The organism is Rudanella paleaurantiibacter, assembly GCF_009184635.1.
Classification (GTDB): domain Bacteria; phylum Bacteroidota; class Bacteroidia; order Cytophagales; family Spirosomataceae; genus Rudanella; species Rudanella paleaurantiibacter.
On record NZ_WELI01000013.1, the window covers coordinates 67,916 to 94,864 of the forward strand.

At 55.1% G+C, this 26,949-nt stretch carries 13 protein-coding genes; 7 read left to right on the forward strand and 6 right to left on the reverse strand.

The window, feature by feature from the left end; all coding sequences use genetic code 11:
* Positions 1 to 18 precede the first annotated feature (18 nt).
* From F5984_RS23395 to F5984_RS23420, 6 genes are all read left to right on the forward strand, one after another.
* Positions 19 to 1,962, forward strand: a complete 1,944-nt coding sequence (locus tag F5984_RS23395) for a sensor histidine kinase (protein ID WP_246169321.1) — start codon at positions 19 to 21, stop codon at positions 1,960 to 1,962.
* Positions 1,962 to 2,714 carry a LytR/AlgR family response regulator transcription factor gene (locus tag F5984_RS23400; protein WP_152126645.1) on the forward strand — a complete coding sequence of 251 codons (753 nt, stop codon included), beginning with the start codon at positions 1,962 to 1,964 and terminating at the stop codon, positions 2,712 to 2,714. The genes F5984_RS23395 and F5984_RS23400 overlap by 1 nt, the downstream gene beginning before the upstream one ends.
* Positions 2,715 to 3,020: 306 nt before the next feature.
* The gene (locus tag F5984_RS23405; RefSeq protein ID WP_152126646.1) at positions 3,021 to 3,965 is read left to right on the forward strand and encodes a ParA family protein; all 945 of its coding nucleotides are present in this window, start codon (positions 3,021 to 3,023) and stop codon (positions 3,963 to 3,965) included.
* Position 3,966: 1 nt separating this feature from the next.
* Positions 3,967 to 4,809, forward strand: a complete 843-nt coding sequence (locus F5984_RS23410; protein WP_152126647.1) for a ParB N-terminal domain-containing protein — start codon at positions 3,967 to 3,969, stop codon at positions 4,807 to 4,809.
* Between the two features lie 236 nt (positions 4,810 to 5,045).
* Positions 5,046 to 12,098, forward strand: coding sequence for a glycoside hydrolase family 9 protein (locus tag F5984_RS23415; protein ID WP_152126648.1), 7,053 nt, complete (start codon positions 5,046 to 5,048; stop codon positions 12,096 to 12,098).
* Positions 12,099 to 12,496: 398 nt separating this feature from the next.
* Positions 12,497 to 14,539, forward strand: coding sequence for an FAD-dependent oxidoreductase (locus tag F5984_RS23420; RefSeq protein ID WP_152126649.1), 2,043 nt, complete (start codon positions 12,497 to 12,499; stop codon positions 14,537 to 14,539).
* Between the two features lie 285 nt (positions 14,540 to 14,824).
* Here the strand turns inward: F5984_RS23420 and F5984_RS23425 are convergent, their stop codons facing one another.
* From F5984_RS23425 to F5984_RS23450, 6 genes are all read right to left on the reverse strand, one after another.
* A complete protein-coding gene (locus F5984_RS23425) occupies positions 14,825 to 16,948 on the reverse strand; it encodes an alpha-amylase family protein (protein ID WP_152126650.1) in 2,124 nt (707 codons plus the stop codon).
* A 171-nt stretch (positions 16,949 to 17,119) separates the two neighbouring features.
* Entirely contained in the window at positions 17,120 to 17,920 is an 801-nt protein-coding gene (locus F5984_RS23430; protein ID WP_152126651.1) for a DUF4397 domain-containing protein, read from the reverse strand.
* Between the two features lie 5 nt (positions 17,921 to 17,925).
* Complete coding sequence (locus F5984_RS23435) at positions 17,926 to 19,470, reverse strand: RagB/SusD family nutrient uptake outer membrane protein (RefSeq protein WP_152126652.1); 1,545 nt, start codon at positions 19,468 to 19,470, stop codon at positions 17,926 to 17,928.
* A 15-nt stretch (positions 19,471 to 19,485) separates the two neighbouring features.
* The gene (locus tag F5984_RS23440; RefSeq protein ID WP_152126653.1) at positions 19,486 to 23,037 is read right to left on the reverse strand and encodes a SusC/RagA family TonB-linked outer membrane protein; all 3,552 of its coding nucleotides are present in this window, start codon (positions 23,035 to 23,037) and stop codon (positions 19,486 to 19,488) included.
* A 20-nt stretch (positions 23,038 to 23,057) separates the two neighbouring features.
* A complete protein-coding gene (locus F5984_RS23445; protein ID WP_152126654.1) occupies positions 23,058 to 24,068 on the reverse strand; it encodes a FecR family protein in 1,011 nt (336 codons plus the stop codon).
* Between the two features lie 48 nt (positions 24,069 to 24,116).
* Complete coding sequence (locus F5984_RS23450; protein WP_152126655.1) at positions 24,117 to 24,767, reverse strand: RNA polymerase sigma-70 factor; 651 nt, start codon at positions 24,765 to 24,767, stop codon at positions 24,117 to 24,119.
* Between the two features lie 255 nt (positions 24,768 to 25,022).
* On the opposite strand from F5984_RS23450, the gene F5984_RS23455 reads away from it, so the two are divergent.
* Positions 25,023 to 26,921 (forward strand): FAD-dependent oxidoreductase, encoded by a 1,899-nt coding sequence (locus F5984_RS23455; protein WP_152126656.1) that lies wholly within the window; start codon positions 25,023 to 25,025, stop codon positions 26,919 to 26,921.
* Positions 26,922 to 26,949 lie beyond the last annotated feature (28 nt).

Consider the following 26,949-nt stretch of genomic DNA (forward strand, 5'->3'; position numbering starts at 1 on the left):
TCCGTGGCCAATCCGCGTATGCCCAAACCAGACACACTACTGCTGAGTGACCTGGTGCGTGGGCATACCTACCTGCATCATCACGCGGAGCTGAGTATAACCGACCCACAAGCCAACTGGTCATCTGTGTATCACGAAGCACACCGCTTCAGACCTGACCCGCTGCTTCAGACCTCGGCCCGGAAGGCCTACTGGCTGTGGCAATGGCTCAAAAACGATTCTGATTCCGCCCGAACTGCCTATATCTACACGGGCAGCAACCAGACGGTCACGCTGTACCTGATTCGGCCCCCCGGTCAACTGATCGATTCGCTTCAATCGGGGTCTATGGTACCCCGCACTCGTTGGGCGTACCTGAGCGACGATCAGTTTATCCCCGTGCGAATGCAGGCCGGCCAATCGGTACTGATGCTTATTCGGGTAGCCAACCGAGCAGGGATTGTACCGGTTATTACCCATGCTGACACACCCCGACCGTCGGTACAGTTGCGACTGGAGTCTGAACTGTTTCATGCCCAACGGCTCATGCAGCAATATGGGCGCAACCTCCCAGAGCTTCAGTACCGGTCATGGGTGCAGGGCGGTTTGCTGTTTTTTCTACTGTTTGTGGTGCTCATTTTTGTGCAGTACCGGCAGGCTTTATACGGCTACTATGCCCTCTATGTGCTGGCCGGTTGTGTGTACTCGCTGCTGAAAACCCGCACCTACACCCCCGTCGGGCAAGTATTGGTCAATTTTCCGTTTGCCCGGTTTTATGCCCTTGAACTGGTTTTGTGGGCTGGCTGGGGTGCCTATACCCTGTTTCTGGTCGAGTTGCTCAACCTGCGGGTAAGCCACCCCGGCACCGCCCGGCGGCTTGTTCATTGGGGTCGGTTTGCGGTTGGTTACAGCTTGGTGTCAGGAGCCGTACTGATGCTGACCAACGACGGTGGTCTGTATCAGCTCAATTATTGGGCTTGCCGGTTCGTATTCGTCACCATTCATGTAGTGGTGCTGGTCTGGTTACTGCGGTCTGTGCCCTCAGTACTCACCCGGTATGTGGTGCTGGGCAACGTACTTCTTACGGGCATTGGGATTTTGGCATCGCTCCGGGCGAGCGAACTGATTTTGAAAGATACCTCGTTACCGGGCTTTGTGGATAACCTGCTCATGCTACCGCTGGGCGTGCTGCTCGAAATTATTGTGTTTGCCCTGGCCCTGGCGCATCGTATTCGGTTGGTCGACCGGGAGCGGCAAGCGAGTCAGCAGGCGTATGTTGAGGAAATTGAGCAGCGCACCGCTTACGAAAAGCGATTGGCCGAGGTGGAAATGCTCGCGTTACGCAGTCAGATGAACCCGCACTTTTTGTTCAACAGCCTCAACACCATCGAATATTTTGTGCTCAAAGGCGACGAGGCCAACGCCACCCGGTATCTGTCGAGCTTCTCACGGTTGTTACGGCTCATTCTGAACCATTCCAACGAAGATACTGTCCGGCTCTCCGAAGACCTGACCGGCCTGCATCTCTATCTGGAACTGGAAAGCAGCCGATTCGACGAGAATTTTCGGTATACCCTCGAAGTAGATCCCGCTATTGACCCCGACGATGTGGTTATTCCTCCCCTACTGCTACAGCCCTTCGTCGAAAATGCCATCTGGCATGGCCTTCAACACAGTCATCGACCTGATAAGCGGCTTTGGGTACGGGTACTGCTCGATGCTGACGAGCGAATACTGTTTGAAATTGAGGACAACGGCATTGGTCGGGCCGAAGCGGGTCTGCTCAAAAGCCGGTCGTCAACCCGGCGCAACTCACTCGGTATGAGCATCACCAAACAGCGTATCGACCTGCTCAACCGTAATTATCAGAGCAAACTCCACGTTGAACTGGTTGATTTGCTGGCCGACGGGCAGTCCGGTACGCTGGTTCGCATCACGTTACAGCCCCGACCTAATCCATCCATTTTAGACCAACCCAACTGATGAAAGCTATTTTGCTTGACGATGAGAAACGGGCTACTGAACTGCTCGAAATGAAACTTCGTAAACTGAATATGGACGTGCAGATACTGGCCTGTTTCAATCAGCCCGAAGCGGCCCTTGAATACATTCGGCATACGACGTTCGATGTACTTTTTCTGGACATTGAAATGCCCCGAATGAACGGTTTCGATCTACTCGAACAGCTTGGGCACTTTCACTTCGACGTTATCTTCACAACTGCCTACGACCAGTATGCTATTCGGGCGTTTCGGTTCAGTGCGCTCAACTACCTCCTCAAGCCCATTCAGGAAACCGAACTTCGCGAGGCTGTCATATTGTGGCAACAGCGGAAACTAAAACTTTTACAACCAAGCCAATACGCTCTTTTTCAAGAGCATTTACAGAGCAGCACTGCGCGTACGCGTATCGCCTTGCCTACACACGATGGCCACGAAATAGTTGAGGTAGCCGACATTGTTCGGTGCGCGGCCGACGCCAGCTACACCCATTTTTACATGCAAAACGGGGCTACCTGGCTCATCTGCCGGACCCTCAAGGAGGTGAGTATGGCGCTTGAACCGAGTGGTTTTGTGCGCGTGCATCATTCCCATCTGGTCAACCCCGCTTTTGTCCGCAAAATTGTGCGTCAGGAAGGCGGCTACCTGCTCATGTCCGATGATGCTCAGGTGCCCGTAACCAAACAAAAACGCGACCTTCTGCTCGAACAACTCACCAGCATCGACCGTCTTTGACCCGCTATCAATTATCTCTAGTTTAATTGAGTTAAATGTAAAATGAGTAGTCTCAGCATCGGACATTAGATGTTGGACATTAGACGTTAGACCGCAGACAAACCTATTACTCATCATACATTATACATTACGCATTATTAAGTGCCCACTTACCCTCTATTGCTCAGGATAATCAACAAGCAAGTAGTACTCCATTTACCTTTCCCTCGCTTTGTGCTGCTAAAACGTACACTTTTCTTCTGCCCAGTTTTGGATAAAAAAAGTTCTTTATACTTTTACGAAAGATAAATTTTTATCCTGACCAATATGCTGACCCATGAACACCTGATTCGCTTCTTACGGGCTAAACCAGCTATCAACCTGTCGCAGATCGAGAAAGAAGCCGGCATACCCGCCAAAACCCTGCACAAAGCCCTCACCAATCAGAAAGATGTCCCGGCTAAGCACCTCTCCGCTCTGGATGAAGTGCTCCGGCAGTATGGCTACACCGATAGTCTGTTTGACAAGGCAACCGTTATTTCGATTGTGAACCACAAGGGTGGCGTGGGCAAAACCACCACAACGATAAACGTAGGCAAGGCCCTGAGTCTGCTGGGGAACCGGGTGTTGATGGTCGACATGGATTCGCAGGGCAACCTCTCGCAGTGCTACGGCGTACACGAACCCGAAGAACAGGTGATTGATTCCCTGCTGGGGTCCGCCCCCCTACCCCTGGTTGAGATCACGGAGAATCTGTTTCTGGCCCCGTCGGATATTCGCATGGCGTACAAAGAGTCGGAACTGGCCAACGCGATCGGTGCCGACCGGCGGCTAACGGTGAAACTGGAAGAAGCCCGTTCGCACTTTGATTATATCCTGATCGACTGCCCGCCCAGCCTGGGTATCTGCACAACATGCTCACTGGTAGCGTCTAATTATTGCGTAGTCCCGATTCAGCCCGAAGCCTCGGCGTATCATGGCGTTGAGAGTCTGTTTAACCGAATCGCCGAAGTACGGACGTACATTAATCCAAATCTGACCGTCAAAGGCATTGTGTTTACGATGGTGTACAAAAACCAGAGTGTGCACAAAAGCATGATGACGCACATTCGGGACTCGTACCGTAACTTCAATATTTACGATACCGTTGTCGAAGTGTCGACGGTCATTAAACAATCGCAGGTAGCCAAAGAAGACCTGTACACGTATTCGCCTAAATCCACATCCTGGCAACAGTATAACCAACTGGCCACCGAAATCATGACCCTGTAAGATGGCAAAGAAAGATTTTATGAGCCTGATGAAGGAGAAAACGGTGGACGTACGCCCCTCTCTCCTCTCGGCCGAAGAAAATATCAAAAGCCAGCTGGTTGTCTTCGACGAGTTGCGCAACCTGATTCCCCCGCTAACCGACGACGAACTGGCCCAGCTGGAACAGAATATTCTGAAACATGGGGTGAAAGACCCGCTCACCATTTGGGAAACCACCCAGGCGAAAGCCGGTTTGGGCACGAGCGAAAGTCCCGCTTTCGTCCTGGTTGATGGGCACAACCGGTATCAGATTGTACGGAAACACGGGCGCGACTTCCGCATCAATCTGGTTCATTTCGATTCGCTGGCAGAGGTCAAAGACTACATGATCGACTATCAGCTGGGTCGGCGGAACCTCACGGCCGAGCAAGCTTCGTACCTGCGGGGTATGCGCTACAACCAGCAGAAAACCCGCCGGGGCAGCAACCTGCGGGCCGATGCCCCGGCGGTAAACATCGCCGAAGTGCTGGCATCGGAGTACGGCGTCAGCAGCCGCACTATCCGGCGCGATGGTGAGTTTGCATCGACCCTCGAACAACTCGACCCCGAACTGAAACGGGATGTGCTGGCGGGTAAGCTTTCAAAAACAGCGGCCCAGAAGCTGGCCAATCAGTCGAGCCTAGCCAATACCCCGGCAGAGACCAGCTCCCTTTCTGCCGAATCCAAGAATGACAAATCGGCCCGGCGAATTGAAGCCCTGGAGGGGCAAATCCGAAAGCTGACCGAAAAAAGCCTGGACACGCAAAACTGCCTCAAACTGATTCAGAAAGCGAACGAACTGCTGGGCCTGTTAAGCGCCAAATAGGTACGCAAAGCCAAAACACGAACACAGGCTACCCAATCTGGCCCTGTACGAACCCTGGCATTTTACCCCCAGATATAAACACCCTGCAAATGGACCCTGCCCAGATAGGCAGGGTCTTCTTTTTTTACTATATCTCAACCTTAAAGTATTATTACCACACAGGGTTAGAGGCTAATTCTTTGTCGTATAGAGGGAATCCAAAATCCAGTTTTTAAACTCCTTTCTACTCCCATCTTATGCGCTTCCCTCTATCGACCCGCCCGGTCTGGTTACTATTGTGGCTGGTGGTTGTCCAGCTGCCGACGCTGGCCCAGCAACACAATTATGCCGAACTCCTGCAAAAATCCATTTATTTCTATGACGCCCAACGCTCCGGCCCCATGCCCGCTTACGGCTACGCGCCCGGTCAGAATCGCGTCCGCTGGATAGGTGACCAACATACCTACGATGGCTACGACTTGGTTATCCCTGCCGGTGGCCTGATCAACGGGCACGGACAAACGATTACCGATGCCAATAAGGCCGGGGCCCTGCAGGGCGGCTTCCGCGATGCGGGCGACCATCCGAAATGGAGTCAGTCCATCACCTTTGCCGTCAGCGGCCTGGCCTGGTCGGGTATCGAATACCGCAACGCCCTGCTGAGTACCGGCCAGATGCCTTACCTGCTGGCGAATGTCAAATGGGGGACTGACTACCTGCTGCGCTGCTTTCTGGCGGGCAACCCTGATGACCCAGCCACCTACAAAATCGTGCTGATGGTCAGCGACTACCGGGGTGAGCAGACCGTGGCTACCTCGTCGGAAATACAGGTCAACCGGAATCCGCAACGGCCGCATTTCTACGCCGACAAGGACGTCCCCATGACATCTACCGTGGCCAATGTAGCCTCGTCCCTGGCGGTTGCGTCGGTTTTGTTCCGACAAAACGGCGATGCCGCTTACGCCGACAAACTCTTTGCCGCAGCCCAGCGACTGCATACCTTCACGAAAACCTACTGGGGGTACAGCCACTACAAAAAAGCGAATGGAACGGTGGTACGGAAAACCAGTGCTCTGGCGGATAGTTACTTCGCCAGCGTAGCACCGGGATTTTCGGCCAATAACCTGCCCAAGACCATAACGCTGGACAACGCTAAGCAGGCCGGGGGCGCTGATTTTCTGAGCGATCCGACCTGGACCAACAGCCGGGTTTTTCAGCACAGCCCCCAATCTCCGAATGGTGATCCGGGCAATTACGATTATGAAAGCTCCCGCTCCATTGCCGGACTCATCCGTAACTTCGCCGATAATCTCTGTTACACCGCAATCTGGCTGCACAAGGCCGAAACCGAACGGAACGGTACTACGGCACTGGCTACCAACTACCTGAACGAGGCTAAACAATTCGGCGATCTGATGGCGACGGATCTAGGGCCCAACGGCCCCTACTGGCAACCGACGCGTACGGATGGGTCAGGCGGAAACGGGGGCGCTGGTCTGCCGTTTGGCTTTCATCAGGTATTTGACTACCGCATCCCGGCCGCCCTGTGGCTGACTCGTCTGGTTCCCAGCGAACCCAAATACCGGCAGTGGCTGGAGCAGAGTCTGGACAATCAGGTTAATGCCGAGCGTACACCGGGCGGCATGTCCCTGCTGGCGGGGGATAAAAACTGGGGGCCTATCGAACAACTGAGCCCGGCCATGTTCATTCATTTTGCCTACGGTGATCAAATATCCGATCCGGTAAAAAAGAACCGGTACATCGGCTACGCGCTGAGTCAGGTGCAATACTTTCTGGGGGCCAATCCCGAAAACCGCTGTTATGTGATCGGATACCGGCCACCGGGGGTAATTGCCACCAATATTGGCCTGCACGCCAACGCCCTGAGCAGCTTCAATGGCTTCGACGATTACACGCCGGGACGGTTCGGGCACCCAACGGGTCAACCTAACAACACGTGCAGCGGGGTTACCGATGCCCGCAACGGAGCCGGCGAAAACAGGAATATGCTCTACGGTGCCGTCATTGGCGGGCCGTCAACGGGCCGGGGTGCAGATGCCCCCGCCGACCGCTATGCTAACCCCGATGGTTCACCTATCACGACCATCTCAACCCGTGCTCAACGCTCGGAGGTAGCCACCTTTTACCAGCCGTACTGGACGGGGGCTATGGCCCGCATGAAGCAAGCCCTGGGGGCATCGGGTGGTGACGCGCTCGCGGCCGATTTTGCCAAAGAAAGCCTACCCGACGGGGAGGATATTCCACATCCGGTACCCAACAACTCCAAGTGGATGCGCGAGGAGTTTTATAGCGAAGCCCGGGTCGACGCGGCTCCATCAGCTACAACAAATACCGTTCGGATACGGGTCAACAACCGCAGTCGCTGGCCGCAGCGCATTATTGCCGGGGCCTCGTTCCGGTACTATTTTACGCTGGAGCCGGGCGTTAACGTGAGCAAAATCGACCTCCTCAACCCCTACAGTGCCATAACGGCTACCTGCCCGGCTGATGCCGACGGGGCCACGCTGAATCCGAACACCGAAGGGCAGATCACCAAAGAGGCCCCTTCGCATGGCGGTACCGGCAGCGACATTGTGGTGGTATCGACCGACGGGGCCGGCAACCGGCTGTGTTATGTGGAAGTATATTTCCGTAAGCCCAGCCTGACAACCTACAACTACCTGTTCGATAATCCGCTCAACACATCGGCTACCAATGAGCCGTTTGCCTGGCGGGTCACGAAAAATCCGCTGGCGGCCGCGCAGGCTATGCTCAACGGACCGTTGTACAACCCCACACCGGGTACGACCATTCCGGCCGACGGGCGCAACGACTTCGAAGTAATTGCCCCCTGGGGGGTGTACCGCTCCAAAAACATCGGCTTTGCGGCTACCTATATCATGCGGCAGGCGGTTCTGCGGCTGACTTATTCGGGGACCAACAACACCGCCAACGACTTCTCGTACGCAAACCTGCCCGGTACTTCGGCCAACCCATCCTGCGCCATGAACATCCCGATGTATAACGAAGGACAGTTGCTGGCCGGAGATGAGCCAACGGCTCCGGGTCAGGTGCCGGGCGCACCCCCGACCCTGCCGACGCCGGTTCACGATTACAAAAAGGCGGTGCAGCGAGCTCTGTACTACTTCGAGACGCAACGCTCCGGTCAGGTGGACAACGGGGTAACCCTACCCAACGGGACCACGTTGCCCAACCGGGTCGATTGGCGGGGCAATGCCCACCACGTAGCCAGCAACCAGGGTGGCGACCTGTTTCCGGCTATTAACCTGGTGGGAGGGCTCTACAATGCCGGTGATGACTATCTGAAATCGTCGCATACCATGGCAGCCGTTGCCTCGGTGCTCGCCTGGAGTGCGGTGGAGTTTCCGCAGGCCTACAACGGGGGGCAGAAGGCCCACCTGCTGGGTACGCTCAAATACCTGAACGATTATTTCCTGAAAAGCCTGACGTTCGGGGATGCGGGTGATGTGAGCACCTATAAGATTTACCTGATGGTGACCGACCGGAAGGCAGCCACAACAGCTCCCAATAATTTCCTGGCCCGCCATCAGAAGTGGGCAGCCGCCGAGGTGATGCATGAGTTTCCGGACAACGATCCGGAGAAGCCGGTTCGGCGGTATTTCTACGCCGATAAGGATGCCCCCTCTGTCAGCACGGTTTCGGCTATGGCGGCCGCGCTGGCTGCGGGCTCAAAAGTATTCCGCGATAACGGCGACGCGGCCTATGCCGATCAGTTGCTCACGGCGGCCCGTCGCCTGTATACCTTCGTTTTCCATTTTACTCATGGCGGGGGTAAGCTGCTCAACTACACGGGTCAGAACTTTGCAACGCGCACGATAGGGACGCTGGCCGGGTATAATGGCGGCAACGGCTTTAACCTGAACGGCGTGATGAAAGATGAAGCGGGTACACTGGTTCGCCATGACCCCTACCTGTACCCGGCCAGTACGACCATCTTTTCGGCGGCAGGGTCTCGACCGGCCGGAATAAGCGGGGCCAACGGGATTCTGGCTACCGGCAGCAGTCCATCGGTTACCCGGATGAACTTCAACGGTACGCAACCCACCGGCACCGGTGCCGATTACGACGCGCCCGTACCGGATTACCACGAAATGCCGGATGACTACCCCACCAACGCCGGACAGGTTAGCCGCAACCTCCACGACGATTTATGTTGGGCCGCTCTGTGGCTTCACCAGGCAGAAACGGATGGCACAGCCGCTGCCAACCGGCTCAACGAAGCGGTAACCTACTACGCCGTCTTCCGGTCCGACATCGGGGCGCGAGGTAACGATCAGGGGAACTCGTTTGGTTTCCACTGGTACCGGGTGCCATCGGCCATTCTGCTTCATAAACTGAATGCCCCTCTTGCCGCTTCGCAAACAGAAACCTACCGCACCCGAATCGAGCAGTATACGGGAGCGGACGCCGTCAGTCCGGCAACGAATACACTGCTGGCCAACGCTGCCGCTAACGGTGGGCTGATCAACACCACCAACAACCGGATGCAGCGTCCCGGCGGCTCGGCGGCCCCCAATCTGTTTGCCTGCCTGAGCCTGTTCGCCTATGCCCACGCTATGAGCAGCGAAAACCCCGCCCCGGCTGACGCCCGGCTGGCCTTGCAGAATAAGTTTATTGAGGTTGCCAGGCGCAATATGGACGCCCTGCTGGGCACCAACGTCAACCGCCGAAGCTACATGATTGGCTACGACAGCGGCACCATTCCGGGCCTGGTGGGCGTCAGCGGCCTGCAAAACAACCACCACCGAACGGCACTGGGTTACTTTGCCGGCATCGGTCACCGTACCTCGGGGACTAACTCGCTGTACCGCACCACAGCCCGGCACACACAGCATGGGGGTATTGTCAGCGGCCCGCAGGCAACCTATAATGGTAACTACACGCGGGAAACCGTACTGTCGACACCCTCGACCTCGTGGGCGTTCGAGAGTAACGAGACCTCTCCGGTGACCAACGCCTTCGCCGTATTTGGGCTAAGCTACCTCACCCGAGATGGCTCCGGCACCGTATCGGCGGATTTCCCGGCTCCGGTGGCAAAAGACGACGAGGTGTTTGTGGAAGCAGGTATTGTCAGCCAGTCGGCGAGCAGTGTGCGCATTCGGGCAACACTCAACAACCGATCGCTCTGGCCGGCCCGCGCCTACAACAATCTGCGGTTCCGGTACTACTTTACGCTCGAAGACGGAGCCTCGGTGACGGGGCAACAGATTATGGTCCACGATGCCACCAACGCACCAACCATTTCGGCACCGGTGCAAGTGTCGGGCAATGGGTATTACGTCGAAGTGGCGTTTACCGATAAACTTTATCCGGGTGGAGAGGACCTGGTGAGTGGCAGGCCGAACACGTTCACGCCGAGCGGTACGCTGCCGAACAACCCCATGCATTACCGGCGGACCGTGGAGTTTCAGCTAAACGTAAACAGCGCCTTTGCCAGTACCGACGACTGGTCGTTTGCGGGACTGAAGACGGTTCCTTCCCTGATAAAGACCAAGCAGATTCCGGTGTACGATGGCAGCAGCCGCCTGTTCGGTAATGAACCCGGCAGCTACGATCTGGAACTTTGGGTGGATGCAGACAATAATGGGTCAATTGGCGGTAACGATGTGCGGCTGAATGGCGGCAATACCCTTGACTTTGGCACTACGGGGCTTAATAATCCGGTAACCCGTCAGGTAATCGCCCGCAACACGACCCCGACCGACATTACCATTAACCCGCTCTGGCTGCTACCCTACGGCTTCAACCGGACTGGTTCTTCGGCGGTTACGGTACCAGCCAATAATGGCACGGTGACCCTGTTCCTTCAGATGGATGCCGGCAAACCGGGGACCTTTGGCGGTAATGCCACCTTTACCAGCAATGCCGCCAACCCGCTGGAGAACCCATTCCGATTCTCTATGACCGGAACCGTCAACTGCCCAGCCGGGTTCAGTGCCGCTGTAACGGCCCAGCCTGCTCAGGTATATTTCGGACAGTCGACCACGCTGATGGCGGCCCTGTCGGGTGGTGCGGCTCCGTACCAGTTAGCCTGGAACACCGGCGAAACCGGGTCTACGCTGATGACAGCCGCGCTGACGGAGTCCCGTTCGTTTTCTGTTACGGCCTATGATGCTGTTGGTTGTTCGGCCTCGGCTTCTGTCATCGTAACGGTTATTCCGCCGGGTATTACCTTCGCGCCTATCGCAGACCGGACTTATGGTGATGCACCTATCAGCCTGTCGGCCACCGCTACGTCAGGTCTGCCGGTTAGCTTCTCCGTGGTATCCGGCCCGGCTACAATAGCAGGTAATCAGCTCACCATCACGGGAGCCGGGCCGGTGGTAGTGGAGGCCAGCCAGCCCGGCGACAGCTATTACCCGCCCGCTACGCCGACTACCCGGCAGTTCACGGTGGCCAAAGCAGGCCAAACCATTACGTTTACGCAACTGGCCGACGTTGTCTACCAAAGCAGCCCGTTACTAACCTTCGCGCTGACCGCTACCGCTACCTCGGGTCTGTCTGTCAGCTATCAGGTGGTATCCGGTCCGGCCACGTTAGGGGGTGATCTGCTCTCTATTACCGGCATCGGGCCTGTCACGCTACGGGCCTCGCAAGCGGGCAACCCGAATTATCTAGCAGCCGCTGAGGTAACCCAGACCTTTACGGTCATTACGACCGAGAAGGATAAAGGGGTGAAGCCGATTCTCGAATGCGTGGTCAACAACGGTAATGGCCAGTTGTCGGCTCGCTTCGGCTACAAAAACGATATGGATATGCCGGTATTTATTCCTGTCGGCACGACCAATTACCTCACACCAGCTACCGCCACCGGCCAGGTTGTGAACTTCCAGCCCGGTCGTATTCAGAACGCTTTCCAGATCAGTTTCCCTGCGGCAGGTCAGGTAAGCTGGTCGGTGGCTGGTCCGGACGGCAAGCTCCGAACAGCTACAGCGACTAGCAAGTCGGAACTCTGCACCAGCGGGGCACGGGTTGCGGCCGGCATACAGCCATCCGTGGAGGGGCAAACCATCCGCTTGCAGATTTCCCCCAATCCAAGCAGCGATGTGCTGCATGTAGTAGTACGTGGTTTTGCCGGGGCACACGCGGTTACGCTGAAACTCTACGACCTGATGGGGCAGGTGCATAGCGAATGGCCGCTGGCGTTAACCAATGGCGAGGGTCGAACAACGCTCGATATTCGTCAGCAGAGCGCCGGGCTGTATATTCTGTCGGCCGAAAGCGGTAAAGAGCGGGTGACCGAGCGGGTTATCCGATTAGGCAAGTAATCTCGTCGGCTTCGCTTTTCGGGGCAATCAATTAGGTAGCCGAGCAGATTAAATGTATAATGGACAATGTGAAATGCACGATTAAATAGCTGATTATCAGTAGGTAATACAGTTGTTTATTATACATTTCACATTGCCCATTTACGTAAGTAGTCAAGCAGAATTAAGTTAAACTTTAGTTTGTCATCCCGACGCAGGAGGGATCTTTCTAATTGACTGACTGTAAGATCCCTCCTGCGTCGGGATGACAAAAACGTCTATTTCAAATACTTCAGTTTAATTCTGCCTGATTACGTATGCCATAAAATTAGTCAGTAAGCTGGTTACCCGTTGTGATGGGTAACCAGCTTATCATCACCTGATCCGCTGCACATTTTACAATGCAGTAAACCACTATAATGGTCCAGATTAAAGCTACTAATTGGATTGCCGGCCTCTTGCTGACACTGCTGATGAGCGTTGGCGCGGCCGGTTCGTTACGCGCGCAGAGCACCGCAATTGAAGTGGATGTTTGTGTATACGGCGCTACCTCGGCCGGGGTTATGGCGGCCTACACCGCCAAAAAGCTTGGCCATAAGGTGCTACTTATTGAGCCAGGAATGCACCTGGGCGGGCTCAGCTCGGGTGGCCTGGGTTACACAGATATTGGTAATAAATACGTCATTACCGGCCTTGCCCGTGACTTCTACCGTCGACTGGGTAAGCATTACGGCAAGTTTGAGCAATGGGTATTTGAGCCACATGTAGCGAAGAAGATTTTTAATGAGTACCTGCGTGAGGCTCAGATTTCCGTATCCTATGCGTCGCGAATTGTGGCCGTGAGAAAAAACGGTACGCAGATTGAGCAGGTAACTCTGGAGAATGCCAACCGGCCCGGTGCCACTTCTCACCAGATTGTCAAAGCGAAAGTGTTTATCGACTGCTCCTACGAGGGCGATTTGATGGCCGGAGCGGGCGTAAGCTATACCGTTGGCCGGGAAAGTAATGAGCTCTACAAGGAGACCTATAATGGCGTACAACTCTTAGATCATCACCAGTTTCCGGATGGTATCGACCCCTACCGGATACCCGGCAATCCGGCGAGTGGTTTACTTTGGGGGATTAGCCCCGATCCTCTGTCTCCGAAGGGTACTGGTGACAGTAAGGTACAGGCGTATAATTTTCGGATTTGCCTGACCAACAATCCCGCCAATCGCATTCCCATTACCCGCCCGGCCGACTACGATTCTACCCGATTTGAACTGTTGGCGCGTGTGCTGGCCAAACAGCCCCACAAAAAGCTTAATTATAACTTCTTGAAATGGGATATGATCCCTAATCAGAAAACAGACATAAATAATTATGGGCCCTTCTCCACCGATTTAGTCGGCATGAACCACCTGTATCTGGAAGCGGATTATGCCACTCGCGCCCGCATCATCGACGACCACAAAAAATACAATCAGCAATTACTTTACTTTCTGGGCAATGATCCTCGTGTACCCGTAGACATCAGAACCTACATGGCCGAATGGGGGTATCCCAAAGATGAATACGAAGAGTCTGGACACTGGTCACCCCAGTTGTATATCCGGGAGGCCCGGCGAATGCTGGGCGCCTACGTAATGACCCAGCATAATTGTGAGGGCCGGGAGCTCGTCAGCGACGGCATTGCCAGAGCGGCCTACACCATGGATTCGCACAACTGCCAGCGAATCGTCGTCGAGAAGGACGGTCAAAAAATGGTGAAGAACGAAGGAGATGTACAGGTTGGCGGCTTTGGTCCGTACCCCATCGCGTACCGGTCTATCACCCCGAAACCCTCAGAGTGTACCAATTTGCTGGTGCCGGTATGCCTGTCGGCCAGTCATATTGCGTATGGTTCTATCCGGATGGAGCCTGTATTTATGGTGCTGGGGCAATCGGCGGCCGTGGCAGCCACGCTAGCCATTCAACAGCGTAAGGCCGTTCAGGCCGTTGAAGCGGGGCAGATTCAGGAAATACTCCGCAACAATCCGCTGGCCGACGGGTCGCCAACCGACCTGTTGATAGACAATGATGTGACGCCGGACCAGGTAAAGCCTCTGGCCGGTACCTGGTCTGTGCAACGCGGTACCATCGGGCAATTGGGGGGAGCGTATGCAGCCTCCGCCCTGGTGAGCGACGGTACCTCAGCAGCCGCTATTCAGTTCCGTACCGAGGTACCCCGCAAAGGCAGATACCGTTTGTTCATCTACTACCCGGCCACAGCGAAAGCGCCGGTTGCTCAATATAAGCTCACGCACAATCGGGGGCAGCAAACGGGTAGCGTGAATCTTGCCGAGAGTCAGAATGACTGGGTTGCCCTGGGCGTATTTGAACTGGAGCCGGGTACAACAGCATTGGAGATACAGGTAGCGGGCGGTGGTGGCCCGCTGGTGGCCGATGCGGTTCTGTTGGTTCCAGCGAAAACTAAACCGTAGTAGCCAGGTCATACAACTTAACCGCCCTGCTGAAACGATCAGGCTTTCCAGCTCTCACTGACCAGAGACTCATTTGAGTACCTCCGGTCAGTGGGAGCTGCATGCTTTTGTCTATGTAAGTGAATGAATAATGTATAATGAACAATTGTATTACCTGCTGATAATCAGCCATCTTATTATCCATTTTACACTATTCATTTTACATTTAATTCTGTCTGACTACTTACAAGCGGCTGGTTATCGAGTTTTGATTCAGCCGCTTGCAGTGATAAAGAGCAAGTTCAATTAGTAGCCAACCAACGCTACCATCTGATGCCCGCGAATAGCTGGAATTGTCGTTTCGACACGACCGCTCGTGTACGTAAACTTCAACGGTACACCTTCCGGTACCAACAAAACCTGCCGGGGTTTTGTCGCTAATCGCACGGATAAACGGGTGTTGGTTAAGAGGGGAACGTCTTCAACCGTGTCGAACTCACTGCCCCGCCGTTCGGGTACGTAATTGAGCAGATGCACTACCTGCCGTTGCTGCCTGGGCTGCTCGTTTAGGGTGGCTACCAGCGTGGAGGGAGCACCGGGCGTTTGCAATAACGGATCGGGGAGCAACCGGTCGAGGGCGTTCAGGACCAGTTGTCGGCACCAGCGGGGCGCATTGCGGGCGTATTGGGTAAAAACTGGGTGGGCGAAGTAGATGACCCGGCCCTGCTGCGTAACGGCCGGATACCCCACCCGCCCGGCCGAAGGCGTGTGCTTGTGCGAGTTGAAATGCTCCCACGTCCGGTTAAAGTAGGGCACATTGGTCTGCGCCAGCACGGTAGCACCCGTTGGTTTTACCTCAAGCCCCCGCAGGTACATGACCAGCTCTGTTGCCGGTAAGCCCCGACCAATTTCCTGCCCGTTGAGTGCCAGAAAATCAGGGCTATAGGCCGCGTCACCTACGCACGCCAGACCCAATTCGGGTAGGTTGAAGGTCCGGCGCTCGCCGGTTTTATCCGGGTTCAGCCCAGACTGATAGCTTACGAGCAAAGCCCCTCCTTTGGCGACAAAAGCACTCAGTTTGTTGCGCAGCGAGTCACTTACGGGTATGGCATCCGGCAAAATCAACACCCGGTAACCCGATAGCTCCGACTGACTGTCGATAATATCGAACTGATGTCTGCCCTCCTGTAACATCCGCACGGCTCCCAGCATCATGTCGGGCGTACGGGCTTCCGCCCCGGTGGTAAACTCCTCGGTACTAAACACCCCAATATCGGTTCGGGCTACGGCGCCTTCGCACCAGGGTTCTTTCTGGTCTACCTGCGCGTACACTCCACCAATAAGATCGTAGGTGGCCGCGTCGAGCCGCCCGCGTGGATGCAGCTGATCGCCTACGGAGCATTTGGCATTCAGGGCCAGCATTGTAAAACATTCCAGTTCAAGAGCCGCCGGGTTTTTCAGCGAGTGGAAATCACCCCAGGAGGTATGAAACTTGCCGGTCATGCCCATCACGGCTTTGTCCAGATTTCGGGCGTAGCGGGCGGTAAGCGGAAAATGCAGGTAGCCCCAGCCCCCTGAGGGCAGCGACTCCAGTTCAAGATGGCTGTAGGTATTCACCGACGACCGAATCCCCGGCCCGACATGCCCACCGTTGAAAAACAGGCCTGCCTTCGGGTCGAGCTGCCGGACAAACTGGGCAATATCGGCTTTGTACTCCTGCATGATACGGCCATAATACGCGTGACGGTTGGCGGCCTTTGCAGCATCTATCCCCGCCTTTTTCATCCCTTCCAGCACCACGGGGTGAGCGTTGGGATATACATGATGAATATCCAGAAACAGACCATCTACCGGCACCTGTTCAAACAGATCGGCCAGGTAACTTTTGAGAAAGTCGCGGTAGGGCGTGGCTATGTCAAGATGATCGTAGAAACCGGCATCGAAGGTACTTTTCTGAAACGAAAAGGGTTTGCCTTCTTCGTCGCGCATGAGCCATTCGGGATGCTGCTGGGCCGTGAAATGATCCCATTGCACCGTGACGTACACAGGCACCCGGATGTTCTGCTTATGACAGGCTTCGATCTGTTCTTTTAACAGATTCCGTTTCAGGTACGGGTGCCGCCGTTCGGCAAACTTTTTTGTGTCGTGGTAAATCATACCGTGATGACACCGGCCAAAACAGGTTACCGAATTGACCGACGCCTTTTTCAGGGTCTGGACAAATTCGTCGGGATCGAACTGCGTAGCAATGTCCTGAATGAGCTCGCTGGTGTGGTAGTCTAAATGAATCTGCCGAAACCGGAAACCATCGGGGCCATTGGCGGGTGCGGGTGAGCTGTTCAGGCGAGCCGCCACCAGCGGGTCGGCGATCAGAAGCCCGGCTGCGGCCAGGGTCGACTGCCGTAAAAAAGAACGTCGGTTGTGAGACATAACCGGTTTTAAAGAAGTAGTAAGGAGTCTAATGAAGAGGCATTACGGAGGGTGAATCTGAGGGAGCATGTCATCCGGTATCCAGACAGAAGGCTCTGCCCAATGGGCTGTCATACAGAAGGCAACCAAGTGGCTGCCTTCTGTCGAAATCTTACCCTAAAAATTGAAGTTCTACAGCGGATTGCTCCAGCGATTGGCGTGGTAACTGATATCAAAAGCGTATCCGCTAAAGGTATTGCCCGGTGATGGCAGGGTGCGGAAACCGCGCGCCCAGATACTATAGCAGCTATTCCGGTCGATGATGACGTTGCTCTTACTACGAACAACGGTGTTGGTACCTGCCAGTCGGAACTCAACCGTGTAGATGCCCGGATCAATCTCGAAAAAATCTTTCACGCCTTTGTACGCCAGATTGGTCGCCAAAACCACCGGCCCCGATGGTGAGCCAGCCGTAATAACCAGATCGAGCGGGGGGGCATCCGGGGAGTAGTTCATCACACGAACTTTCGCCTTACTAGGTGCCGGAAGCGCCAGATTATCGGTCAGCACGACAAACTCAGAGCGCTGCGCCGTTCCGATTGAATACACCGAGTAATAGGTATCGGCCTGGGTTGGAAAGGTCAGTTCGCCTACTTTAGCAGCAGGCCCCGAGGGGTCGTTGGCCTGCGAACGGGCCGTATCGAACCGCATGGTCATGGAGCCGGGCGTAAACGCTTTGTACCCGTTACTCCACGGAAATTTGATAGGGAAGTTGTTGAACTGTACCCCGTTGTAGAATGGCCAGATCGCGATTTCGCGCTGAGCCGCTGCGGGCTGCGTCGCTGAATTGGGGGTCGCGTTGACGAAGATAATCTTCGCTTTGTCTTTCTCTTCTCCCAAAGGCTGGCTGGTCGGTTCTTCCGGCATACAGCCTGCCAGTGTCCCCAGCAAAGCACTACTGATGAATGCCAAATACAGAAATGTCGCTTTCATATCGATTAGTAACCAGGGTTTTGAGTCAGGAGTGGGTTATTGATTGTCTCGATCCGGGCAATCGGGAACAGCATCCGTTCGCGGCTGAAACCCTCGCGTTTCTGGTTCACCTTGAGCACGGTATTGGCGTAATCGAACCCGTAGCGTACCAGATCAAACCAGCGTTTGTTTTCCATCGCCAGCTCCTTCCGGCGCTCCGACCGGATGATGTCCCGGTACTGCGCTTGCGTGAGGCCCGAAGCAATGTCCCGCGCGGTGGATGGGGTGGTCAATGGTAAGCCAAAGGCCCGTCGGCGCAACCGGTTCAGATACTCCAGCCCCTGTGCATCCAGCACGCCCGATTCGTTGGCCGCTTCGGCGTAGATGAGCAAGGTTTCGGCCAGCCGGTAGATGGGGAAGTTTACCTGACCTACAGCCCCCGTGTTGGGCAAGTGGTGCTTAATGGTTAGCCACCGCTGAAACCCTCCGCTTCCGAGCCCCCGCACAAACGTAACGTCCCGGCGCAAATCGCCCTCTTCATATTCCTGAATGAGTCCGCCCCGGAACCCCGCTTCGTTATCGGCACTCGCATTGTCGGTGGGCCGGTAGGCTGCCAGGCTCACCACTCCGCCGTTCACCTCGTTAACGGCCCCCATGATAAAGCTGTAGTTATTACCCAACCCAGCCGTACCAGCCGCCTGTCCGTTATTGCTAAACTGCACCTCGAACAGTGATTCACCCGAGTTTTCCGAACCACCCCGGGCGGCAAAACTGTCGGCATAGCGAGCGTTTAGATTCAAGCCGCTTTGGGTGAGCACCTGAGCGGCAGTATTCCGGGCTTCGGCCCAGTTTCGCTGTGTCAGGTACACGTCGGCGAGCATGGTCAGAGCTGCCCACCGCGTAGGCCGACCGCGCTCGTTGCCTACGCCACTCCCCGACACCGTAGGGGGCAGCTTGGTGGCCGCATCTTTTAGGTCGTCAATGATCTGAGCATAGACCTGTGCCGAAGGGGCGCGCGGAATATTCACCTCCGAGGCACTTTTGATCTCGTCGGTGCGCAGGGGCACATCGCCGAACAGGCGTACCAGGTTGAAATACGCAAAGGCCCGCAGGAATTTAGCTTCGCCAATGAACTGATCTTTAAAGAGCAGGCCAGCCGAGTTGCGGCTCTGAGCAACCGGAAAATTCAGGGCGGGCACCCGGCCAATCACCACATTCGACCGGTAAATAATCCGGTACAGCCCATCCCATAGCCCGAAGGTCTGAGCGTTGTCGGCCGGTAATTCAAAATAATCGACCAGACTGTAAGCCGACGATGACACCTTACTGTCGCCGGCCATCACGTCATCGCTGGCGTAGTCGATGTACAGCAGGTTGTTGTCGCCCCGGTACAGGTTGCCTCCGCTTAGAATGTTGTATATGCCATTGACAGCCGAGATCGTACCTGCAAAGTCCGTGAAGGTGTTGTCAACGGTTTGTGTACCCACCGGCTGGGGGTTGAGCATCTCGTTACAGCCCGACGTGCTTAGCCCCAGTAAGGCCGTTAAAAGCAATATGTATGTCTTTTTCATGGGAACGATTGGGGGTTAGAAGCCGAGACTGAGGCCCACGGTAAAGGATTTCGCAATCGGGTAGGCACCAATGTCAATTCCATTGGTCGTTACCGACGACCCGAAGCTGTTTACCTCCGGGTCCCAGCCCGTGTAGCGGGTGAAGGTGAAGAAGTTATTGGCCTGCACGTACACCCGCGCCCGGTTCAGCTTAGCCCGGTCGGTGAGCACACGCGGCAGGTCGTAACCGAGCGTAATGGTCCGAATCCGCAGAAACGAGGCATCTTCCAGGAAACGGCTGGAGGGCAGCAGTGGGTTGTTGGCACGGGGCACCGGTACGGTTGTAGCCTGCGGGTCCCAGGGTTTCCAGCGATTTTCGTAGCTGACGCGCCAGGCGTTCTGCTCAAAAACTTCCGATTGCAGCCGGGGCTGGTTCCAGAGCAGGTTGCCGTGCTGGAAATTAGCCACTACGTTGAGCGATAGACCCTTGTAACTCCAGGTACTACCGAAGCCACCGAAGAAATCGGGGAACGGCGAACCGTACCAAACCCGGTCGTCATCGTTAATAATTTTATCACCATTCTGGTCAACCGGTTTGAAATCGCCGGGTGTAAAGTAAGGTTGGGCGCCAATTCGAATGGTAGGGGCATCGGCAGCTTCGGCCCATGTCTGGTACTGACCACTTTCAACCGGTACATAAAACCCGCCGATGGGTTGCCCAACCTGCGTTCGGTTAATGTAGCTGTTGGTACGCCAAACTACCGCACCGTTGATAAACGGCAGATTCCCCAGGCTCTCCACCCGATTCTGGTTGGTGGCAATGTTTCCGTCGAGGGTCCAGCGGAAACCGTTTTTATCAAATACCGTGGCATTCAGTCCAAATTCAACCCCCCGGTTGCGAATCTTACCGATATTGGTGGTGTACGCATTGCCCACTCCCGAGATTACCGACAAGGGAGCCGAGCCCAACAAACCCGTGGTCAGTTTGTCGTAATAGTCCACGGTCAGGTTCAGACGACCACTCCACAGACTCAGGTCCAGACCCACATCCAGCTGGTTGTTGCGCTCCCACTGAATATCCTGATTCTCAAACCGACCCGGTGCCAAACCCGTAGCCACGGAGTTCCCCCAAACGGTGTTGGCCCCGCCCATAAGTGCTGCGTAGAGGAAGTCGCCAATGTTCTGGTTCCCCGTCGACCCATACGAGGCCCGTAGTTTTAACTCTTGAATAGCGGCCACTTTTTTGAGGAAAGGCTCCTCAGAAAGCCGCCAGCCGAGCGAGAACGAGGGGAAAATCCCGTACTTGTAGTTCGACCCGAATCGGCTCGATCCATCCCGGCGCACCGTACCTGTAAACAGATATTTGTCCCGGAAACTGTAGTTCGCCCGCACAAATTGCGACACCAGGGCCGAAGGCGTTTCTCCGCCAAAGGCAAGCGTAGGCGTAGGCTGGTTACCCAGTTGATCGAGCACGTTGGAAGGCGCTCCCTGAGCCGACGCCCCCATAGTGCGCTGGGTAAACTGCTGTGCCGAAAAACCGGCTACGGCATTGAGCGTATGCTCACCGAACGACCGATTAAAAGTCAGAATCTGGTCGGCCAGCCAGTTGAACGTTTTTGGTTGTGAGATAAATACCGATTGAACGTTATTCACATCGATACCGCGCTGCCAAACGGGATTGGTACTGTTGAGTTCATTGAACAGATAGTCGATACCAAACGACGAGCGAAACGTAAGTCCTTTGGTAAGCTCATATTCGCCGTAGAGATTTGAGATAATCCGGTACCGCTCGTAGAGCCGCTTGCGCTGCATCAGGTTCGCTACCTGATTGCTTCCGCCATCGCTGAACAGGTTGCTGTTGATAATGTTGTTGGGTCGCCCGGCAAAATTGCCGTTGGAATCATACACCGGCGACAGGGGCGACTGGGGGTAGGCCAGTTGGCTCTGGAAAAACTCGTCGGTATCCTGTCCGTTGCCCTGTTGCAGACTCAGGGCGGTCCGGGTACCAAACTTGAGCTTATCGGTCGCTTTTACATCCAGATTGATACGGGTTGAGTATCGCTTAGCGTAGGTGTTCAGCAGAATACCCTGCTGATTAAAATAGTCTCCACTAACCGCAAACTGGAGCTTTTCGGTGCCGCCCGTGGCCGAGATGCTATAGTTCTGCATGGCCGCCTGCCGGAACATCTCGCTTTGCCAGTCGGTGCCTTCGTAGTCGTACAGATACGGATTGACAGCCCAGATGTCGAAGACCTCATTGCCGCGCGTAGCCGCATTCCGGCGATGTTCAAACACATAGCTTAATCGTTCGCGGGCGTTGGTCATCGGGATTTTCCGGCGGAGCGACTGCACCCCGTAATAAGCATCCACACTAATCTGCGTTTTGCCCGCTTTCCCAGACTTTGTTGTAATGAGCACAACCCCATTGGCCGCCCGAGATCCGTAGATAGCCGTGGCCGACGCGTCTTTCAAGACTTCAATGCTTTCAATATCATTCGGGTTGATGCTGGCCAGTGGGGAGGCTCCGTTTGAACCGGACCCACCGGTTGACCCTTCATTGCCCACCGAGAGGGTGTTGGCGCCTTCGTTCCAGGCCAGCGGAATCCCATCCACCACGTACAACGGCTGATTAGCCCCGCCCCCGGCCGTGGAGTTGACCCCCCGCACCCGCACCTGCACAGCCCCGCCGGGAGCGCCGGAAGTTTGCACCACCTGCACCCCCGACACCCGGCCCTGCAAGGCCTGATCGGCCCCGATAACGGGCACGGCTTTGATCTGCTGAGCCGAAACCGAAGCCACCGCCCCGGTAATGTCCCGTTTGTTTTGGGTGCCATACCCCACCACAACCACCTCATTGAGCGTCGCGTTTGACGACTTGAGTACCACAGACAAGTTTGTCTGCTTACCAACAACTATCTCCTGCGGCTCGTAGCCAATGTAGCTAAAAACGAGGGTACTATTTTCGGTGGGCACGGCCAGTTGGTAGTTGCCGTTAGCGTCGGTGGTGGTGCCTCTGGAAGTCCCTTTCACGGTAATACTGACGCCCGGCAAACCCTCTCCCCGTTCGCCATCCGTTACCCGGCCTCTCACCGTAACATCCTGGGGTTGGGCGGTTTCTTCGGCGGGGGCCCCGGTCGAGAGCTGCGCCATAACGGGCGTAATCTGGGGCAGGGTGCCGGGTGTAGTAAATTGGGGGGTCAACGAAGCCTGTGCCGTTTTCTTCAGTGGCTTAGGGGCCAGAATCAAGTAAGCCCCGTCTTTAGTCCGCTTATAACGAAGCGAAAACGGCTCCAGCACGCGCGACAGTACGGTTTCGAAGGAGCCCCGCTCGCTCAGCACACTCACCGGAAGGGTGTAGCCAGCAATGGTTCGATCTTCAAACAGAATATCTACTTTGTGCCGAACCTTCAGTTCGTTCAGCACGTCTTTAAGGCTTCGCAGGGTTATTGAGGCCTGAACCACAGCGGTTCTCTGAGCCACGACGGGGCGAGTCATGGCCAGCGTCTGACTCAGCACAGGGTACGGGCCAGCCAGCAGTACCCCAACAACCAGGGCGCAGGAGCCCATTTTTGGTACTATATGTTTCATAGAAGCTACCAGGGTTAAACTTATTCGAAAAGGAGAACGGTGTCGTTTTGGCGGTTGTAATTGATTTCCAGAAGCTGGGTTACGGTTTCGAGGAGCTGATCGGCGTTGGTGGCCTGATAGGTACCGGAAATGGTTCGGTTGGCCAGAGCCTCGTCGCGGATGGTGACGTTTAGGCCGTAATTTTCTTCCAATAAAGTGGCTATTTCGAGGAGCGATGTCTCTTCAAACACATAGCGGTGCTGTTGCCAGGCAGCCTGCAACTCAGGCCGTTTGGTGTATGTTTTCTGGATGCTCCCCTGCTTATCCAGCGCCACTACATCGCCGGGTTGCATGGTTAACTGCTGCGATTTGCCGGAGCGGTGATAATCGATCTCTACCTTACCCCGGTTGAGCACAACTTTAGCCCCCCGTTGGCGGGCAAACACCGTGAACTCCGTACCGAGCACAATCACATCAAACCCTTTTCCGGTTTTGACCACAAAGCGCTGGTTTGATTGAGTATGTTGCACCGAAAAGGCGCCTTCACCCGTCAGAAATACTTCACGGGTCCGATTCCCAAACCCAAATCGGGGATAGCGCAACGAGGAGTTAGCGTTGAGCGTGACCACCGATCCGTCGGGCAGGGTATCTGTTCGGACCTCACCGAATTGAGTCGCGATGGTTCGGTAAAGAATAAACGACCGGTTGAGGTAGGCAGTCAGACCAATGAGGGCCAAGGCTACCGAAGCCGCCACAAGCCACGTCCACCGAACGGAGCGAACCGGGGAGCTAAGCGGTATAACCGGCGGGTCAACTACCTGCGTGGTTTGCTGCTCTTCAAACGCCTGAACCTGTTGCCAAAGCTGGGCAAAGGCCTCCCGTTCATCGGCCTGAAACTGAGGGTTGAGTCGCTCCCATTCTTCCAGCCAAAGGAAATAAAGTTCGAGACTTTCGGGGTGCTCGAGCCAATCCGAAATGGCTTTCTGCTGAATCGGTGTGGACTGCCCGGAAAAATGCCCGAACAGGGTCTGTTTGGAAATGATTGTATCCATACGGCTAATGCGTGTCAATCGTAGAGACAGAAAAACGGAACGGAACCCTTAGTGCTCCCCTAACCACAGAAGAAGTAAGCCAACGCCCGTGGGGAGAACTTTGCGCAGATGCGTGAGCGCCCGGTTGATGTGCGACTCGACCGTCTTGTTGGAGATTTTAAGCTCTTCGGCGATTTCCGTTTGCCGGCGGCCTTCGAACCGGCTGAGTAGAAACACGCGCTGGCACTGGGGCGGCAACGACTTTATCTCGGTTTCGATGCGTTGGTACAGTTCCGTAAGCAGCAGCTGCCGTTGCGGATCATCCTGTGGGTCGGTCAAATCGTCGGCCAACGGCTCCACAGCCCTGCCCAACAGCGACTCCCGCCTGAATTCCTCCTGCAAATGGTTGTAAGCCCGGTTTCGGACCGCGGTGAAGAGATACGCCCGGTACGACGTCGTAATATGTAAGTGGGCTTGTGATTTCCAGAAGCTCAAAAACACTTCAGAAACCACGTCCTGAGCTATATCAGCAGAATAGACCAGGCGCACCGCCTGACTACAAAGAACATTGTAATACCGGCGGAACAACAGCTCGTAACCGCGCCGAACATTCTGGGCAAACGCGTTCCGAATGATCAGTTCCGAGTCCGTAATCTTAAGATCTGAGCCAGGTTGGAATGGGTCCGGCTGGTCAGCAGGGTTCGATGAGTACAAAAGCATAGATGCTTTGGTTAATGCCTTCACTCACTAAGACAGCGTTTTACCGGCTAACCCTGAGTTAACTCCAATTTTTTTCTTATTAATTACAAAATATACCTCTTTTTAAATGGGATTCACTCCGTACGGTTCATGTACCCTTCATTTTATAACAAAGCCTGTTAAATAATCTGCCCACAGCATAATCTGAATCCGTCTGCATAATCTTTACAGATGTCTTATGGGGTAAAGCGCGATAATCTTGTCTGATAGAGTATTATGAAATACTCGCTCACCCTCTGCTTCTTCCTGCTCATAACCTGGGCCCAGGCATCGACACAGGCCCCCAAACAATTCGATGTGGTTATCTACGGTGCAACACCGGGCGGTATTTCCTCGGCAATTAGTGCCGCCCGCGAAGGAGCCTCGGTAGCCCTGTTTGAAGAGCTGTATCAGGTTGGTGGCTTAACTACGGGCGGTCTGTCGCATCCCGATTTCCGAACCCTCGAATCACTTCAGGGCATATACCGAGAGTTTATGAACCGGGTGCTGAAACACTATACCGAAACCTACGGCCCTAATTCCAGGCAGGTAAAGGATAGTTTCTACGGCACGCACGCCGAACCCAGGGTTGCCAAACTCATTTTTGAGGCCTGGTTGGCCGAGTACCCCAATATCCGGGTTTTTACCCAGCACCGGTTACAGTCAGTAACGCTGACCAAATTAAAAAGCGGCCGCTCAGCACTGACAGGTGCCGTATTCGCCAACCTACTTGATAATCAACCGGTAGAAGTCAAAGGTGCCGTATTCATCGACGGCACTTACGAAGGCGACCTGATGGCCAAAGCCGGTTGTGAATACCGCGTGGGCCGCGAAAGCCGGCAGGAGTACGGCGAAATTTTTGCCGGGAAGGTGTATTACCACGACCAAAAATTCTGGCTGGGTAGCACCGGCGACGCCGACAACGCCATTCAGGGCTATAACTTCCGGGTGTGCATGACCGATAGTGCCCAGAATCGCCTGCCTATACCCAAGCCCGAGGCATACGACCGCGCAACCTTCCTTCCTCTCCTAACCGACATTAAACAGGGGAAGATTACCCGGTTCGCCGACCAGATTGTTAAAATACAGCCGATTCCGAACCGCAAAGCAGATGTCAACGACCGTCATTTTGCCGGTAGCATGAGCCTTTCCCGGCCTGGCTGGAGCTATGAATGGCCCGACGGTAGCCCCCAGAAACGCCAACAGATTTTTCAACGCCATCTGAACTACACGCTGGGGCTATTTTATTTGCTTCAAAACGACCCGGAGGTGCCAACCGCCATTCAGCAGGAGGCCCGGCAATGGGGGCTACCTAAAGACGAATATCCCGAAAATGGGCATTTCACCCCCTCGCTGTACGTGCGTGAGGGCCGACGGTTAGTTGGTGAGTTTATTTTTCAAGAGAAACACTGTCAGCAGGCACCCGACGGTATTCGGGGGTATTGGCAAGCCGATGCCGTTGCCGTTGGGGACTACGGCCTCAACTCCCACGGCTGCAACGCCCCCAACCGGTATCACCCCACCATCCGCGACGGGGCGTTCAGTCTGTACTACAGCAATCTGCCCTACCAAATCCCGTACGGTGTCATGGTACCCAAAACGGTAGACGGCTTACTGGTGCCCGTAGCGGTGTCGTCGTCTCATGTTGGGTACTCGGCTTTGCGCTACGAGCCTATCTGGATGGCTTTGGGACAGGCAGCCGGGCTGGCCGCGGCTCAGACCCTGAAACGAAATGTACCCGTTCGGAACATCGACGTGACCGTTCTCCAAAAGAAATTGCACCAGGCAGGTGCGATAACCGCGTATTTCTCGGACGTATTTCCCGATTCGCCCTATTTTCAGGCCTGTCAGTACTTCGCCAGCCAGGGGTACTTTCACAATGTTCCCGATCGGAATAGTGTCCCGTTTGTTGATCATTTCGTGTCGATTAATGGGCAATACTCCAAAGCATTTCCGTACCACGCAGCTGAATTGGACAAGCTCATGGATAAAGAGCTGGCCGAACAGTGGCTGAGTAAGGCTAATCAACTCAGTAGCCCACTCCGAACCACATTCAACGGTCTGACACGAGGTCAATTTCTACATCAACTGTTCAAACAGGTAAAACCTGGCCAATTGCATCTGCCCGAAGAGTAAAAACAGGCACCGTACCTACCTTATGAGT